12 protein-coding genes and 2 pseudogenes are annotated in these 15,392 nt (G+C 73.0%); 3 read left to right on the top strand and 11 right to left on the bottom strand.

The genetic code is table 11. The annotated features are described in order from the left end of the window. Both GA0115242_RS16695 and ggt read right to left on the bottom strand, forming a co-directional pair. Positions 1-1,074 (bottom strand): annotated as a pseudogene (locus GA0115242_RS16695) (hypothetical protein); the annotation flags it as partial. Between the two features lie 219 nt (positions 1,075-1,293). Further along, positions 1,294-3,096 (bottom strand): gamma-glutamyltransferase, encoded by a 1,803-nt coding sequence (ggt, locus tag GA0115242_RS16690; protein ID WP_093829176.1) that lies wholly within the window; start codon positions 3,094-3,096, stop codon positions 1,294-1,296. Positions 3,097-3,305: 209 nt separating this feature from the next. Here ggt and GA0115242_RS16685 point away from each other — a divergent pair, with 209 nt between their 5' ends. Together GA0115242_RS16685 and GA0115242_RS16680 are read left to right on the top strand one after the other, a co-directional pair. Then, positions 3,306-4,073 carry a hypothetical protein gene (locus tag GA0115242_RS16685; RefSeq protein WP_176729833.1) on the top strand — a complete coding sequence of 256 codons (768 nt, stop codon included), beginning with the start codon at positions 3,306-3,308 and terminating at the stop codon, positions 4,071-4,073. Positions 4,074-4,186: 113 nt separating this feature from the next. After that, entirely contained in the window at positions 4,187-5,752 is a 1,566-nt protein-coding gene (locus GA0115242_RS16680; protein ID WP_093829174.1) for a CocE/NonD family hydrolase, read from the top strand. Positions 5,753-5,798: 46 nt separating this feature from the next. On the opposite strand, the gene GA0115242_RS16675 is transcribed toward GA0115242_RS16680, so the two are convergent. The 5 genes from GA0115242_RS16675 to GA0115242_RS16655 all read right to left on the bottom strand — a co-directional run bounded on the left by GA0115242_RS16675 (position 5,799) and on the right by GA0115242_RS16655 (position 9,528). Continuing rightward, positions 5,799-6,680, bottom strand: coding sequence for an amino acid ABC transporter permease (locus GA0115242_RS16675; RefSeq protein ID WP_093829172.1), 882 nt, complete (start codon positions 6,678-6,680; stop codon positions 5,799-5,801). Beyond that, the gene (locus GA0115242_RS16670; RefSeq protein ID WP_093829170.1) at positions 6,677-7,321 is read right to left on the bottom strand and encodes an amino acid ABC transporter permease; all 645 of its coding nucleotides are present in this window, start codon (positions 7,319-7,321) and stop codon (positions 6,677-6,679) included. The genes GA0115242_RS16675 and GA0115242_RS16670 overlap by 4 nt, the downstream gene beginning before the upstream one ends. Then, the gene (locus tag GA0115242_RS16665) at positions 7,318-8,232 is read right to left on the bottom strand and encodes a glutamate ABC transporter substrate-binding protein (RefSeq protein WP_093829168.1); all 915 of its coding nucleotides are present in this window, start codon (positions 8,230-8,232) and stop codon (positions 7,318-7,320) included. Before GA0115242_RS16665 ends, GA0115242_RS16670 begins: the two co-directional genes overlap by 4 nt. Before the next feature lie 17 nt (positions 8,233-8,249). Further along, entirely contained in the window at positions 8,250-8,993 is a 744-nt protein-coding gene (locus GA0115242_RS16660) for an amino acid ABC transporter ATP-binding protein (protein WP_093829166.1), read from the bottom strand. A 127-nt stretch (positions 8,994-9,120) separates the two neighbouring features. Then, positions 9,121-9,528: a DUF6278 family protein gene (locus GA0115242_RS16655; RefSeq protein WP_093829164.1), complete on the bottom strand. Its 408-nt coding sequence runs from the start codon at positions 9,526-9,528 to the stop codon at positions 9,121-9,123. Positions 9,529-9,702: 174 nt separating this feature from the next. Here GA0115242_RS16655 and GA0115242_RS16650 point away from each other — a divergent pair, with 174 nt between their 5' ends. Continuing rightward, the gene (locus GA0115242_RS16650; RefSeq protein WP_370672291.1) at positions 9,703-11,487 is read left to right on the top strand and encodes an SGNH/GDSL hydrolase family protein; all 1,785 of its coding nucleotides are present in this window, start codon (positions 9,703-9,705) and stop codon (positions 11,485-11,487) included. A 62-nt stretch (positions 11,488-11,549) separates the two neighbouring features. On the opposite strand, the gene GA0115242_RS16645 is transcribed toward GA0115242_RS16650, so the two are convergent. From GA0115242_RS16645 to GA0115242_RS16625, 4 genes and pseudogenes are all read right to left on the bottom strand, one after another. After that, on the bottom strand, positions 11,550-12,329 hold the full coding sequence (locus GA0115242_RS16645) for an exodeoxyribonuclease III (protein WP_093829160.1): 780 nt from the start codon (positions 12,327-12,329) through the stop codon (positions 11,550-11,552). 43 nt (positions 12,330-12,372) lie between these two features. Beyond that, the gene (locus tag GA0115242_RS16640) at positions 12,373-13,008 is read right to left on the bottom strand and encodes an MBL fold metallo-hydrolase (RefSeq protein WP_093829158.1); all 636 of its coding nucleotides are present in this window, start codon (positions 13,006-13,008) and stop codon (positions 12,373-12,375) included. Between the two features lie 49 nt (positions 13,009-13,057). Further along, positions 13,058-14,362 carry a bifunctional 3-oxoadipate enol-lactonase/4-carboxymuconolactone decarboxylase PcaDC gene (gene pcaC / locus GA0115242_RS16635; RefSeq protein ID WP_093829156.1) on the bottom strand — a complete coding sequence of 435 codons (1,305 nt, stop codon included), beginning with the start codon at positions 14,360-14,362 and terminating at the stop codon, positions 13,058-13,060. 395 nt (positions 14,363-14,757) lie between these two features. Beyond that, positions 14,758-15,392: pseudogene (locus GA0115242_RS16625) on the bottom strand (hypothetical protein); the annotation flags it as partial.

Genomic DNA, 15,392 nt, shown 5'->3' with positions numbered 1-15,392 from the left:
GGTGGTGGCGGGGCGGGGGCTCGGCAGGCGCCTGCTCGGCGGCTCCCCGGCGAACCGGGCCCCGCGCGGGGTCCGCCGTCCGCCGTCCCCGGGATCGGGCGGCTCGGGCCCCGGCGACGGGACGACGGCTTCGGCGTCCCCCGCCATCCCGGCGAACCGGGCGCCCCCGCGCCGCCGCCTGCGGGACCTGGCGGCGGGCCCTGGCACGGAGGGACGGTCGGGGGCGGCGCCGTCGGGAGAGGCGCCCACGGGTGAGTCACCGCCGGGAGGAGGGGCGCCACGCTCCCCGGCCGCCTCCCCGGGGTGACCTGGACCGCCGCCCCGGCCGTCGTCGCGCCCGTACCCGTACCCGTCGTCGCGCCCGTACCCCTCGTACGGCTCGTGGCCGTCATAGGACTCGTGGCCGCCGTGCGGCTCGTGGCCGCCGTGGGGGTCCTGCGGGTCGTGCGGCCGGTGGGTCTCGTGGCGGCCGTCGATCCCGGGGACGCGCTGCTGCGGGACTCCCGTGCCGCGCCCGTGACGGACCGGGTCCGGCGGCTGCGTCCCACCGCCGCGGCCGCCGTGGCTCCTGCGGTCCGACTCCGTGATGCGCAGGCGCAGTTCGGCGCAGCGGGCGGTGGCGCGCGCGTGGTCGTCGCGGGCCCAGGCGAGGTCGAGGCGGAGGGCGTCGGCGGCCTCGCGGGTGGTGGCGGCGGTGAGCAACCTCCCCAGTTCCGCCTGCCGTTCGGCCGCGTAGCGCTGTTCGCGGAGCATGACGTCGAGCCGGTCGCCGAGCGCGTCCCGGCCGCCGGGACGGGCGTCGTGGGCACCGAGCGCGGCCAGGTGCAGGGTGCGGGCGCGGTCCCGTTCCCGGTCGGCCGTCTGCGGTCCCTGCGCGGCGGCGAGATCCTGGAGGAGGGCCTCGACGACGTCCCACGGGGGTATCTCGCGGCCGTCGAGGCAGGCCCGCATGCCGTCCGGGTCGCGCTGCCAGAACACCCCGCACCAGCCGCCGCCGTCGTCGACGCGGGCCAGCAGACCGGCCAGGTAGTGCGTGAACTCCCGCACCCGATGCGGTGGTCGATCCACGTCCATCGCCCAACTCCCGCCAGACCGGAGCACTCCGGTCCGTAGCCAACACGAGCGGTGTTACGGGAGCGCTACAGCGTGTTTTCCGACGGAACGCACGCTACGCCGCGCGGGTGGGCGGGACGGCCGGACTCGTGGCATTCACACCGGAACGGCCGCACACAGGGCGGGGAGGGCGGGTCCGTGCGACGGCACCCGCTCTCCCCGCCCTGCGTCGTCGTCGCGCTACTTGGCGGGGCGCACGACCATCGCCGAGCCGCCACCCCGGCGCACGGTCTCCGCGGCCGCCAACCAGCGTCCGTCCGGCAGGCGTTGGACGCCGGTCGCGGCGCCGATCTCCGGGTTGAGGGTGAACGCGTGCCCGATGGCCTCGAGCGCGGTCCTCGTCGCGCTGTCGTAGAGGCCGGGTTCGAGTTCGGTGGTGGCCGCGTTGCGCTGGCTGGCGCGGGGCGCGGCGATCGCGTCGACGAGCGGCAGCCCGCGGTCGAGGAACCCGGTGAGGGTCTGGAGCACGGTGGTGATGATGGTCGCGCCGCCGGGCGAGCCGAGCGCCACGACCGGCCTGCCGTGCCGGTCGAGCACGATCGTCGGCGAGATCGACGAGCGCGGGCGCTTGCCGGGGCCGGGCAGGTTCGGGTCGTGGACGGCCGGGTTGGCCGGGCTGAACGAGAAGTCCGTCAGCTCGTTGTTGAGCAGGAAGCCGCGCCCCGGCACGGTGATGCCGCTGCCGCCCGTCTGCTCGATGGTGAGGGTGTACGAGACGACGTTGCCCCACTTGTCGGCGACCGTGAGGTGGGTGGTGTTCTCGCCCTCGTAGGTGGTCGGCGCGGCCGTCCCGGCGCCTCCGCAGGCGGCCGGGTGACGCGGGTCGCCCGGGGCGAGCGGGCTGGTGAGGACGGCGTCGTCCTTGATCAGGCAGCCGCGCGAGTCGGCGTACCGCTGGGAGAGCAGTTCCTTCGTGGGGACGTCCTCGAAGGCCGGGTCGCCGACCCAGCGCCCCCGGTCGGCGAACGCGATCCTGCTGGCCTCGATGTAGTGGTGCAGGTACTGCACCCGGCTGGCCTCGGAGAGGTCGGTCCGCTCCAGGATGTTGAGGGCCTCGCCGACGGTGGTGCCGCCGGAGGAGGACGGCGCGATGGAGTAGACGCCCAGCCCCCGGTACGTGGTCCTGGTGGGCGCCTGGATCTTGGCGCGGTAGGCGGCGAGGTCCTTCGCGGAGAGCTTGCCCGGCCGCGCCTTCCACCCCGACGCCGGGTCGACCGGCGGTTTGACGGCGGTGGCGACGATGTCCTTGCCGAGGTCGCCCCGGTAGATCGCGCCGACGCCCTCGCGCGCCAACTGGGCGTAGGTGCGCGCGAGATCGGGGTTCTTGAAGGTGGAGCCGACGACGGGGAGCTGTCCGCCGGGCAGGAACAGCTTTGCGGTGTCGGGGAAGTAGCGGAAGCGGGTCTCGTTCGCGGCGGTTTGCGAGCGGAAGGTGTCGTCGACCGTGAAGCCGTCGCGGGCGAGGCGTTCGGCGGGCTTCAGCACCGTGCCGAGCCGCTTGCTGCCCCACGCGTCGAGGGCCTTCTGCCAGGTCGCGGGGGTGCCCGGGGTGCCCACGCTGAGGCCGCTGGTGACGGCGTCGGCGAAGGCGAGCGGCTTGCCGTTCTCGGTGAACAGGCCGGAGTCGGCGCTCAGCGGCGCGGTCTCGCGGCCGTCGATGGTGCGCACGGTACGGGACTTGGCGTCGTAGTAGACGAAGTAGCCGCCTCCGCCGATCCCGGAGGAGTACGGCTCGGTGACGCCGAGGGCGGCGGCCGTGGCGACCGCGGCGTCCACCGCGTTGCCGCCCTTTCTGAGGACGTCGATGCCGGCGGCGGACGCGTCCGCGTCGACGCTGGCGACCGCGCCGCCGTAGCCGACCGCGACCGGGACTTTAGCCGGGGTGCCGCCGCTCGCGGTGGAGGGTGGCGCCGAGGCCCCCACCGACACCACGGCGACCGAGACCGCCAGGACCGACAGTTTCCGCGCGACAGGGCGACGCATCCGTACCTCCAGGCAGAGATCGTCCGGGCAGCCTATTGCATGACCATGGCCACGTCAGGAGCGCGCCGAGGGCGCATCCGCCGCCCGGCCGAAGCGGCAGTTCAGCGACGTGCGGGTGACGTCGCGACCGGGGTGCGCGCCCCCTGCACGCGCCGTCGTGCCGCCGGACTCGAACACGGGTTTGCGCGGGCCCGCTACCATGCGCGCCCATGACGGACGACGTGCTCATCCTCGCCCTGGGCGTCACGGCCGCCGGCGTCGGCGCCGCGCTCGGCTGGCTGGCCCGCACCCACCTCTGGAAGCGGCGGCTGCGCCGCAAGCAGGCGTTCTTCGGGCTGCCCGACAACTCCGAGTCGCTCCTCGTGGTGAACCGGGAGGCGGGCGGCCCCGAACTCACCGTGATGCGCCACGACGTGTTCGCGCTGCTCGAACTCTCCGCGATCGTCAAGGACTGCAACGCGCACGCGCAGATCGTCGCGCACGACGCGGCCCAGCAGGGGTTCGGCGAGCGCACCGAGTTCTGCGTGGGCGGTCCGTCCTCCAACCGGCGGATGATGGCGCACCTGGCCTCGCTGCTGCCGGGGGTGCGGGTGAACGTCGATCCCGAACCCGGCCCGGACCGCGGGGCGTTCCAGATCGGCAGCGAGCGCTACCGGCTGGAGGCGGGGCGCGCCGAGTACGTGATCCTGGCGCGGCTCACCGCCGGGCAGAGCCGTGAGGCCAGGCCGGTGTTCCTGTTCTGCGGCCAGCGCGCGATCACCAACCAGGCGGCGACCCGCTATCTGGCGCGGCGGCACGAGCGGTTGTGGCGCAAGCACGGCAACGCGTCGTTCGTGCTGCTGCTGAAGGTCGTCAACTCGCAGGCGTACGGGCCCGATGTGGTGGAGCTGGTGGCGGACGTGACCCGGGCCGCGCAGGCGCCGCTGCCGACGCCGTCCCCCACGGCGGCCCCGCGCAGCACGCATCGCGCGAACTGACCGCGGACACCGCGAGCAATCGTTACCGGTGCGTAACTTACTGACGGGTTACCTACGGTAAGAGCCCACGGTTACCGTCGGGTCACTTTGCCCGCGCGAGTGAGGAGTGACCCGTGGGAAACCGCCGCAAGGCCCTGCGCACCACCGCCGTGAGCGCCGTCTCCGTGAGCCTGATCGCCGGTGGCGCCCTCGTGGCCGCCCCCAGCGCGCAGGCCGCCACCGGCATCCGGTTCGTCGACATCACCGGCGACGGCGGCACCGTCCTGAAGGCCAACGTCGTCACCCCCGCGGGCGCCGACGGCAGCCGCCGCTACCCGCTGCTGGTGCTGCCCACCAGTTGGGGCCTGCCCCAGGTCGAGTACGCCGCGCAGGCCCAGAAGCTCGCCGACTCCGGCTACGTCGTGGTGAGTTACAACGTGCGCGGCTTCTGGCAGTCGGGCGGCGAGATCGAGGTCGCCGGGCCGCCGGACACCGCCGACGCCTCCCGGGTCATCGACTGGGCGCTCGCCCACACCCCCGCCGACGCCGGCTGCGTCGGCATGGCGGGCGTCTCCTACGGCGCCGGCATCGGCCTGCTGACGGCCGCCGAGGACCCGCGCGTCAAGGCGGTCGCCGCGCTCAGCGGCTGGGCCGACCTGATCGACTCGATCTACTCGGGCCGCACCCAGCACCTCCAGGCCACCGCCCTGCTGGACGGCGCGAGCCTGGTCACCGGACGCCAGAGCGCCGAACTGCGGCAGATCTTCGACGCGTTCTACTCCTCCGACCTGGCCAGGGAACCGGACCTGATCGCCTGGGGGAAGCAGCGCTCGGCCAGTGAACGCGTCGCCGAGATCAACCGCAACGGCGCGGCGATCATGCTGGCCAACGCCTGGGGCGACACGATCTTCCCGCCCAACCAGTACGCGGACTTCTACGCGAAGCTGACCGGCCCCAAGCGGCTTGAGCTGCGGCCGGGCGACCACGCCACCGCCGAGCTGACCGGTCTGCTGGGGCTGCCCAACGACGTGTGGACGGACACCGAGCGCTGGTTCGACCACTACCTCAAGGGCGAGGACAACGGCGTCGACCGCGAGCAGCCGGTGCGCCTGAAGTCCCGTTCCGGGGGCGGCTACGAGGGCTACCCGGACTGGAAGTCGGTGGCCGCCACCGACCGCAAGATCGCCCTCGCGGGCACCACGACCATCCACACCAACGTCGACTCCGGGGCCGACGCCGGGGTGGTCTTCCTCTCCAGCATCCTCGACCAGCTCGCCAAGGCGCCCCCGACCGCCTCCCTGCCGCTGCTGCCGCGCCGCTGGGCGGCCGTGTGGCAGTCGGAGAAGTACGCCGGGGCCCAGCGGCTGCGCGGCACCGCGCGGATGCACACCACCCTCACGCCGACGGCAGAGAGCGGCACCCTGATCGCCTATCTCTACGACGTGGGCCCGCTCGGCATCGGCAAGCTGGTGAGCAACGCGCCGTACACCTTCCACGGGCAGACGCCCGGAGTGCCGTTCGGCGTCGATCTGGACCTGTACTCCACGGCCTACGACGTCCCGGCGGGGCACCGGCTGGCGCTGGTGGTCGACACCGTCGACCCGCTCTACGCGGAGCACAACCCGTCCGGCGCGCGGCTGACCTTCTCCTCGCCCGCGGACGACCCGTCGTACGTGTCGATTCCGCTCGGCGAGCAGTGATCTCCGGCCGGCGCCGGGCGGGTATGGCTCTGTGAACTGCTGCCCCCTACGGTCTAGGGGCCGTGGGGGGATCCCCACCCGGCAGCAGCGTCCCTGGTTCGGCCGCGGCGACATCCACGGCGTCGGTCTTGGGACTGCGCCGCTCCCGTCGGGACACCCGGCCGGCGAACCAGGAGAGCAGCATGCACATCCCGATGTAGATCGGTGAGATCACCATCACCACCGGGATGAACGGCAAATCGTAGTCCAGGTTCGAGGCGATCAGCTTCCCGGCGTGTAGGAACTCCTCATATGTGATCAGATAGCCGAGCGAGGTGTCCTTCAGGGCCACCACCAACTGGCTGATGATCGCCGGGAGCATGGCCCGCACCGCCTGCGGCACCAGCACGTACGCCATGACCTGCGACTTGCGCATGCCGAGCGCGAACGCGGCCTCGCGCTGGCCGCGTTCGACGCTGCCGACACCCGAACGGAAGACCTCGGCGAGCACCGAGCCGTTGTAGAGGGTGAGTCCGGTCACCAGGGCGGGCAGCGGCTGCACCTTCAGCGCCACGAAGACGAAGAAGATCATCACCAGTACGGGCATGGCCCGGAAGAACTCCACGACCGCGGTGGCCGACCAGCGCACCGGACGGTGGTCGGAGAGCCGCCCGGCGGCGAGCAGCCCGCCGAGCGCCACCGAGAGCGCGCCCGCGATCGCGAAGGCCTTGAGGGTGTTGCCGAGGCCCCGCAGCAGGAGTTCCTGGATGCCCTTGTACTCGAAGGGCATCCACTTCGTGTAGGTGAACTGGTCGGTGTCGAACAGGAGATGGAGGATCCAGCCGATCAGGGCCAGCAGCACGACCGCGGACAACACCCCGTAGAACCGGTGGCGTCGGCGGGTCCGAGGGCCCGGCAGGTCGTAGAGGGCGGTGGCCTCGGTGCTCATCGGGCGATCCCCCACTTCCGCTCCATCAGGTTGAACAGGGCGCTGATGGCGAGCGTGATGATCAGGTAGCCGACGGCGATCCAGACGAACGTCCAGACGATGTTGTACCCCAGCTCGCTCAACGTCTTGTAGGTGCCGAGCAGTTCGGTGACGCTGAACGCCCCGGCGATGGCCGAGTTCTTGGCCAGCGCGATCAGCGTCGAACCGATCGGCGGGATGACCGCGCGGAACGCCTGCGGCAGCACGACCACGCCGAGCGTCTGCCCGAAGGACATGCCCAGGCTGCGGGCCGCCTCGCCCTGGCCCCTCGGCACGGTGTTGATGCCCGCGCGCAGCGCCTCGCAGATGAACGCCGAGGTGTAGCAGCCGAGCGCGATCACCGCGAACACCTGGAAGGGCAGCACCAGTCCGAACCGGGGCAGCCCGAGCAGCACCGCGAAGAACAGCAGGGTGAGCGGGGTGTTGCGCAGGACGGTCACCCACACCGTGCCGAACATCCGGAAGGAGGCGACCGGGGCGACCCGGAAGGACGCCATCAGGAAGCCGAGCAGCAGCGCCAGCAGCGAGGCGTAGACGGTCAGTTCGACGGTCCCGAGGAAACCCCGGGCGAACGTGGCGAAGTTGTCTGTGAGTACGTTCATGAGCCGGCCCGGTAGCGGTCGACGGCGGGCGGCTTCGGGGCGGGCACGCCGGACAGGCCGAGCGTCGCGTCGTACGCCTTCTTCCAGTCGCCGTCCCGCTCGCGGGCCTGGAGGGCGTCGTCGAGGGCGAGGCGCAGGGCGTTGTCGGAGTGCGGGACACCGATGCCGTACGGCTCCTGCGAGAACGGCCTGCCGACGACCTTGAGTTCGTCGGGGGCCTTGGCCGCGTAGCCGATGAGGATGGCGTCGTCGGTGGTGACGGCGTCGACCTGGTAGGTGAGCAGGTTGTCGACGCAGATCGAGTAGGTGTCGTAGGCGACCAGGACGGCCTTCGGGTAGTCGTCCTTGATGCGCTGGTAGGGCGTCGAACCGGCGGCCGAACAGACCCTTCTGCCCGCCAGGTCCTGCGGGCCGTCGATGTCGTGCTCGTCGGTGCGCACCAGCAGCGACTGCCCCGCCAGGTAGTAGGGCCCGGCGAAGCCGACCAGCTTCTTGCGGTTGTCGTTGATGGTGTAGGTGCCGACGTAGTAGTCGATCTGGCCGTTCTGCAACGACGTCTCGCGGTTGGCGGTGGCGATGGTCTTGAAGCGGACGGTGCGCGGCGGGAAGCCGAGGGAGGCCGACATCATCTTGGCGATCTCGATGTCGAAGCCGGAGTAGACGCCGGTGGCCGGGTCCTTCTCGCCCAGGTAGGGCTGGTCCTCCTTGGCGCCGACGACGAGGTGGCCGCGCTGCTCGGCCCGCCGCCAGGTCGGGGACGACGGCAGCGTGTACCCCTCGGCGACCCGGTAGACGGGCAGCCGGTCGGCCGACGGGCCCTTGACGGGCGGGCTGCCGTCCTTGCCGCAGGCGGCGGCGAGCAGCGCGACGAACACGGCCACGGCCGTGCAGACACGGGTGGTGCGGAACATGGATCGCCCTTCCCCGCTCAGTGCTTGAGGATCTTGGAGAGGAAGTCCCTGGCCCGCTCGCTGCGCGGGGCGGTGAAGAACTCCTCGGGCGCGCGGTCCTCGACGACACGGCCGTCGGCCATGAACACCACGCGGTGGGCGGCGGAGCGGGCGAACCCCATCTCGTGGGTGACGACGACCATCGTCATGCCGTCCCGGGCGAGCTGCCGCATGACCTCGAGGACCTCGTTGATCATCTCGGGGTCGAGGGCCGAGGTCGGCTCGTCGAACAGCAGGGCCTTGGGCTCCATGGCGAGGGCGCGGGCGATGGCCACGCGCTGCTGCTGGCCGCCGGAGAGCTGCGCCGGGTACATGCCCGCGTGGGCGGCGAGGCCGACCCGCTCCAGCAGTTCGAGGGAGCGCCGGTCGGCGTCGTCCCGTCCGCGGCGGCGGACCTTGGTCTGGGCGAGCGAGACGTTCTGCAGGACCGTCTTGTGGGCGAAGAGGTTGAACGACTGGAAGACCATGCCGACCTCCGCGCGCAGGCGCGCGAGCGCGCGGCCCTCCTCGGGCAGCGGCCTGCCGTCGAGCAGAATCGTTCCGGACTGGATGGTCTCCAACCGGTTGATCGTGCGGCACAACGTGGACTTCCCCGACCCCGAGGGGCCGATGACGACGACCACCTCCCCCTTCCCGACGGTGAGGCCGATGTCCCGCAGGACGTGCAGCTCCCCGAAGTACTTGTTGACGTCACGCAGCTCGATCAACGGATCGACGGCCATTCGCAGCCCTACTCACTCTCAGCTGTGTCGTGGTTGCCGCAAACTATCCAGCGGAGCATGAACCAGGAGCACGACACGCACTTTTCGGGCATTAGCCGTATTTACGTCGACGGCCGGGGCGTCGGGGTCAGGACTCCGCCACCTCCGCGTAGAGCTGGGAGAGTTCGGGGACCCCGCTCGCCGCCCACTCCTGGCCCGCCGCGACGACGTCGAACTCACGCCCTGAGCAGAGCCGGACGACCGGCTGGCCGTCCTCCCTGATCACCCAGCCCGCGCCCGGCACGGTCCGCACCAGCACCGTCCCCAGGTAGAGGCCAGCGTCGTTGCCGAGCCAGGGCAGGATCTCCTCGTCGTCCCGCCAGCCGGGGACGAGTTGGTCGAGCGCCTCCAACGAGTCGGCGGAGTCGTCGAGTCGGACGCCCGCGCGGTGGGCGTGGTCCCGCAGGAGTTCGCATTCGGAAAGCAACTCGGCGATGCCTTCCGGGTCGCGCGCCACCGGGGCGTCGCGACGCCTGCCCAGGAAAGGGATGTTCATAGGCTCAGCGTCGCATCGAGGGCAGGCCCGGCACCACAGGGCGCGCGGGCCGTGCCGCCGGGCGCGGGCAGGCGGTCACCGGCGCGCGGAGTTGGCCTGAGTGTCTCCTGTGCGCCCCTGTCACCGCTGGCTACTGTCTGGACGTCAGTTCCCCTCCGGGAAGGAAGTACGGACGTGCGCCCGAGATCCCCTGTGCCAGGAGTCGTCGCCGTCGTGCTCGCCGCGCTCCTGGGCGCCGGGCCCGTGGGAGCCGCGCGGGCGGCCGACGGCGCCGGGAGCGCCCCCGCCGCGCGCGGGCCGCTGCCGCTGGCCCGCCTCTTCGACAACCGGGCCGTCAGCGACGACGTCCGGCCGCAGGAGGCCGACCTCGACGGCTCGGGCGCCTCGCTGTCCGCCCAGGACCTGACGGCGGCGGGCTGGACGCCCGGCCGCGCGCTCACCGTGCAGGGCACCCGGCTGACCTGGCCGCGTGTCCTTCCCGGCCGCCCCGACAACGTGCGGGCCGCGGGCCAGGCCGTGCGGGTGGGCGGGCGCGGTGACGCCCTCGGCTTCCTGGTGACCGCCGCGGGCGGCGCGGACGCGGGCGGCACCGGCACCGTCACCTACCGGGACGGCAGCCGCTCGGCGTACCGGCTGACGGCCCCCGACTGGCGCACGGGACCGGCCGCCACCAAGGCCGTGACCCTCCCCCACGTGAACACGCCCGGCGGCCAACTCGCTTCGCCCGCACGGCTGTACGCCGCCACCGTGCCGCTGCGGCCGGGCCGCGAGGTCGCCTCGGTGCGGCTGCCACGGGCTCCCGGTCTGCATGTGTTCGCGCTCGCGGTACGGCCCTCCGGGCGTGGCTGGAGCGGGAGTTGGGCGGCGGCGACCTCCGGGTACCCGGCGCTCGGCCCGTGGAGCGACCGGACGCTGCGGCTGGTGGTGCACACCTCGGTGGGCGGGCCCCGGGTGCGGCTGCGCTTCGACGCGACGTTCGCGTCGGCGCCGGTGACGATCGCGGGGGCGACGGTGGCCGTGCAGGCGGCCGGGGCAGGCGCGCGCGAGACACCGGTCGCGCTCTCCTTCGGGCGCGCGCCGGGCGTCGAAATCCCGGCGGGGGCACAGGCGTTCAGTGATCCGCTGGCGTTCACCGTGCCGCAGGAGACCAATCTGCTGGTGAGCTTCCATCTGCCCGGGACCGTGCCCGCGGCGCCCGTGCACCGGCTCGCCGTGCAGCGCTCGTACCTGAGCGAGCCGGGTGACCACACGGCGGACGTCTCCGCGACGGCGTACCCCACCGTCCTGACCAGTTGGCCGCTGCTGACCGGGGTGGACGTGGGCGGCGGCCCGGGGTCCGTGGTGGCGCTCGGGGACTCCATCACCGACGGCACCATGTCGACGACCGACGCCAACAGGCGGTGGCCGAACGTGCTGGCCGCGCGGCTGCTCGGGCAGGGCGCTGTGCCCCGCTACGGGGTGCTCAACGCGGGGATCTCGGGCAACCGGGTCGTCTCCGAGGTCTACGACGGCGACGGGATCTCCACGGACACGTCCGGGGTCTCCGCCCTGCACCGCTTCGACCGGGACGTCCTCGCCCAGACGTCGGCCCGCACCGCGATCGTCTTCGAGGGCGTCAACGACGTGCGCTGGCAGGCCGCGGCGGGGCAGGTGACCGCGGGGCTGCGGGAGTTGGCGGAGCGCGGGCACGCGCGCGGGCTGCGGATGCTCGCGGCGACCCTGCTGCCGTGCGAGGGCGAGGCCCGCTGCACGGCCGCCGTCGACACCGAGCGGGTCGCCGTCAACACCTGGATCCGGGAGTCCGGCGTCTTCGACGGTGTCCTCGACTTCGACGCGGCCGTCCGCGACCCGGACCACCCCGCGCGCATCCTGCCCGCCTACGACAGCGGCGACCATCTGCACCCCGGGGACACGGGGCTGGCGGCGCTGGCGGACGCGGTCGACCTGCGGCTGCTGTAGGGGGCGGCGGGGCTCGCCTCCGTCCCGCCGTTCCGAGCGGCGGGCCCGGCGCGGAGCCGGTGTCACACCTCCAGGTCGACGACGACCGGGGCGTGGTCCGACGCGCCCTTGCCCTTGCGCTCCTCGCGGTCCACGTAGGCGTCCTTCACGGCGTCGGCGAAGGGGGCGTTGCCGTACACCAGGTCGATCCGCATGCCCCGGTTCTTCGGGAAGGCGAGCTGACGGTAGTCCCAGTAGGAGTACGGGTGGTCGTACTTCAGGGGGCGCGGCACGATGTCCGCGAGGCCCGTCGCGCGCAGGTCGGCGAGGGCGGCGCGCTCCGCCGGAGTGACATGGGTGAGGCCCTCGAACGCGGCCGTGTCGAAGACGTCGTCGTCCGTCGGCGCCACGTTGTAGTCGCCGAGGACGGCGAACGGGCGGGCACCGGCGGCGTCCGCGGCGACGGCCGCCTTCAGGGCCTCGAACCACTGGAGCTTGTACGCGTAGTGCGGGTGGTCCACCTCGCGGCCGTTGGGCACGTACACCGACCAGACGCGGACCGGGCCGCAGGTCGCGGAGACGGCGCGGGGCTCCTCCACGCCCTCGTACGCGGGACCGCCGGGCAGGCCCTTGACGACGTCCTCCAGACCGACCCGGGAGAGCATCGCCACGCCGTTCCACCGGCCGGTCGCGTTGACGGCCGCCTCGTAGCCCGCCTCGCGCAGCGCCTCGAACGGGAACTGCTCCTCGGCCAGCTTGGCCTCCTGGAGGCAGAGCACGTCCGTGCCGCTGCTCTCCAGCCAGGCCAGCAGCCTCGGCAGGCGTGCGGTGATCGAGTTCACGTTCCAGGTCGCGATGCGCATGCCCCACAACCTACCCGGCGGCACTGACAGACCGGCCCCGCGCTCAGACGTCGGCGGACGCGCCGGGCGCGAGCCGCAGGTGCTCCGCCTCCGCGAGGGCCCCGAGCTGCCGGTCGTAGACGGGCCTGGCCAGGTCGGTCAGCAGGGCGTCGTGGACGTCGTAGGTGCGCTCGGGCGCGACCTCGCGGACGTACTCGACCACCTCGGAGAGCTTGTTCCAGGGGGCCATCACCGGCAGCATCAGCGTACCGACCGGACGGTCGGGGACGGTGAGGGCGTCGCCCGGGTGGAAGACCCTGCCTCCGTCGATGAGGTAGCCGACGTTGGTGATGCGCGGGATGTCCGGGTGGATGACGGCGTGCAGCTCGCCGTGGACCTGCACGTCGAACCCCGCGGCGGCGAACGCGTCCCCGTGGCCGACCGTGTGGACCCGGCCGGGGAAGGCGGCCGTGAGCTGGTCGGCGACGGACTTCAGGGTCCAGATCTCGACCGCGGGATCGGCGTCGAGTGCGGTGCGCAGGCGGCCCTCGTCGAAGTGGTCGGGGTGCTCGTGCGTGATGAGGATCGCGTCGGCGCCGAGCGCGGCGTCCGCCTCGCTGAAGCCGCCCGGGTCGACGACGAGCGTCCGCCCGTCCTTCTCCAGGCGCACGCACGCGTGGGACATCTTCGTCAGTCTCATGCCCCCATCCTCCCTCGCACGGATCACCTCCGCCCGCTCCCTGGGCCGCTCACTCCTCGGGGGTGGTCTCCTCCCGGATGACCTGCTGCGCGACCTTGAACGCGCTGTTGGCGGCCGGTACCCCGCAGTACACGGCCGCCTGGAGCAGCACTTCCTTGATCTCGGCCGGGGTGAGGCCGTTGCGCAGCGCCGCGCGGGTGTGGAAGGCCAGCTCGTCGAGGTGGCCGCCCGCGACCAGGGCGGTGAGCGTGACGCAGCTGCGCGAGCGCCGGTCGAGCCCGGGGCGGTCCCAGATCTCGCCCCAGGCGTACCGGGTGATGAACTCCTGGAAGTCCCCGGAGAACTCGTCGGCCTGGGACAGCGCCCGGTCCACGTGCGCGTCCCCGAGGACCTCGCGCCGCACCTTGATGCCGGCGTCGTACGGGTCGGGCCGCCCGGCGGCGCCCGGCTGCGGCACGACGGCGGCGGCGGGGGCGATCTCGGCGATCGGCGACGACTGCGCCGGTCCCGCCTGCACCGGCTTGAGCGGCACAGGGGGGATGGCGATCTGTCCCGTGGTCGAGTCGAACGCGGGCTGCCAGGCGGTGGAGAAGTGCCGGATCAGCAGATCGGTGACGGCGCCCGGCTGCTCGACCGGGACGAGGTGGGAGGCGCCGGGCACGACGGCGAGCCGCGCGTCGGGGATGCCCGCGACCAGGGTGCGCGCCTCGGCGGGCCCGGTGACCTGGTCGTCCGAGCCGACCAGGACCAGCGTGGGGACGCCGATGCTGCCCAGCTCGGTCCTGACGTCGAACGCGGCGAGCGCCTCGCAGGAGGCGATGTAGCAGCCGGGGTCGGTGGTGCGGACCATTTGCACCGCCCACTCGGTGATCGCGGGCTGCGCCGCCGCGAACCCGCTGGTGAACCAGCGCTCGGGGGACGTGCGCGCGATCGGGTCCAGGCCGTTGGTGCGCACGATGACACCGCGCTGGCGGAACTCGTCGGCCGAGCCGAACCGGGGCGAGGCGGCGATCAGCGCGAGGGAGGCGACCCGCTCGGGGTGGCGCAGGGCGAGTTCGACGCCGATGGCGCCGCCGAGCGCGCAGCCCGCGTAGCCGAAGCGCTGCACGCCCAACTCGTCCAGGGTGGCCAGCAGTCGGCCGACCAGCTCGGACACCGAGCCCGCCGGGTAGGCGGGGGCGCCGCCGTGGCCGGGCAGGTCGAAGCGGAAGACGCGCCACTGCTTCGTCAGCTCGGGCAGTTGACGGTCCCACATGTGCCAGGTGGTCCCGAGCGAGGGTCCCAGAATCAGGGCTGGTAGGTGTTCCGGCCCGTCAAAGCGGTACTGCAGCGTCTCGTTCTTGCCTTCGATCACGGGTTCACACCTTCGTCTGTCACGATCTGTCACACGCCCCCTGCGGGCCTCCCCGTGCCTCCGCCGCCGGAGGCAGGCCCGCCACGTCTGGCTTCACGTACCACTCGTCCGTCGTCCTCACGTTCGTGTGCCCGGCCCGCCCGGTGAACAGGTGATCCGGTACCCCCTCGTCGGCGAGGTACGTGAAGCAAGACGCCCGAGCATCGTACAGACGGACCCCGTGGGAGCCGTTTCCCCGCGTGCATTTACGGACCGGCCGGCGGCGGTTGCGATCACCGGAGACGATCAGGCGTCCGTTCCCGAGCACGCGCCGACCGTTCTCGTCCTTTTCGCCCGTCAGGACGCGCGGGCCCTACGGCCGCGGCGCGTGGTGACGCGCGGCGGGCCGATCCCCGTCAGTGCTCGTCCGAGACGGCGACGGCGGTCAGGGCGCCCACCGGGTCGAGGTCGGGGGCGCCGCGGGGCCACCAGTCGTCGTGGCCCGGTTCGGACTCGTAGGCGTACCAGAGGCCGTCGCGGCCCAGCCGGAGTTGGGCGTGGCCGCGGGGGTGGGTGAGATGGTTGCGCCAGGGGCGGAACGCGGGCAGGTCCGCGGCCAGCAGCAGGGGTCTGGCCCGGTCGAAGCGTCCGGCCGGGGGGTCCCAGGGGTCTTCGAGGACGGAGAGTCCCTCGATCCCGCCCTGCCGCCACGCGGCGACCGCGCGCGCCAGTTGGGCCGTGGAGCGGCCGGTGGCGGCGGCGAGCGAGGCGTAGAGGGCGCGGGTGCCCGCGGTGAGGCCCGAGCCGGGGCGGGCGGCGGCCAGCCTGACCGCGTCCTGCCAGAGGGTCAACTCCCCCACCGGGTCGCGTCCGGTGGTCAGCAGGGCGTGCGCGCGGGCCGCCGCGTCCGTCGCCAGCTGGTCGAGGGCGAAGGGGTCGGGGCCGCCGGGCGACGCCGGGTACGCGGGCGGCTGTCCCGGGTGCGGGGGCGGCGGCAACGGGCGCGGCAGCGGCGGGAGTCGGTGCCGGGCCAGCGCCTCGCTCGCGCGGA

The sequence above is a fragment of the Streptomyces sp. SolWspMP-5a-2 genome (assembly GCF_900091845.1).
GTDB classification, from domain to species: Bacteria; Actinomycetota; Actinomycetes; order Streptomycetales; family Streptomycetaceae; genus Streptomyces; species Streptomyces doudnae.
Note: the sequence above shows the minus strand (reverse complement) of the source record. Positions and strands in the feature narration are given on the sequence as shown.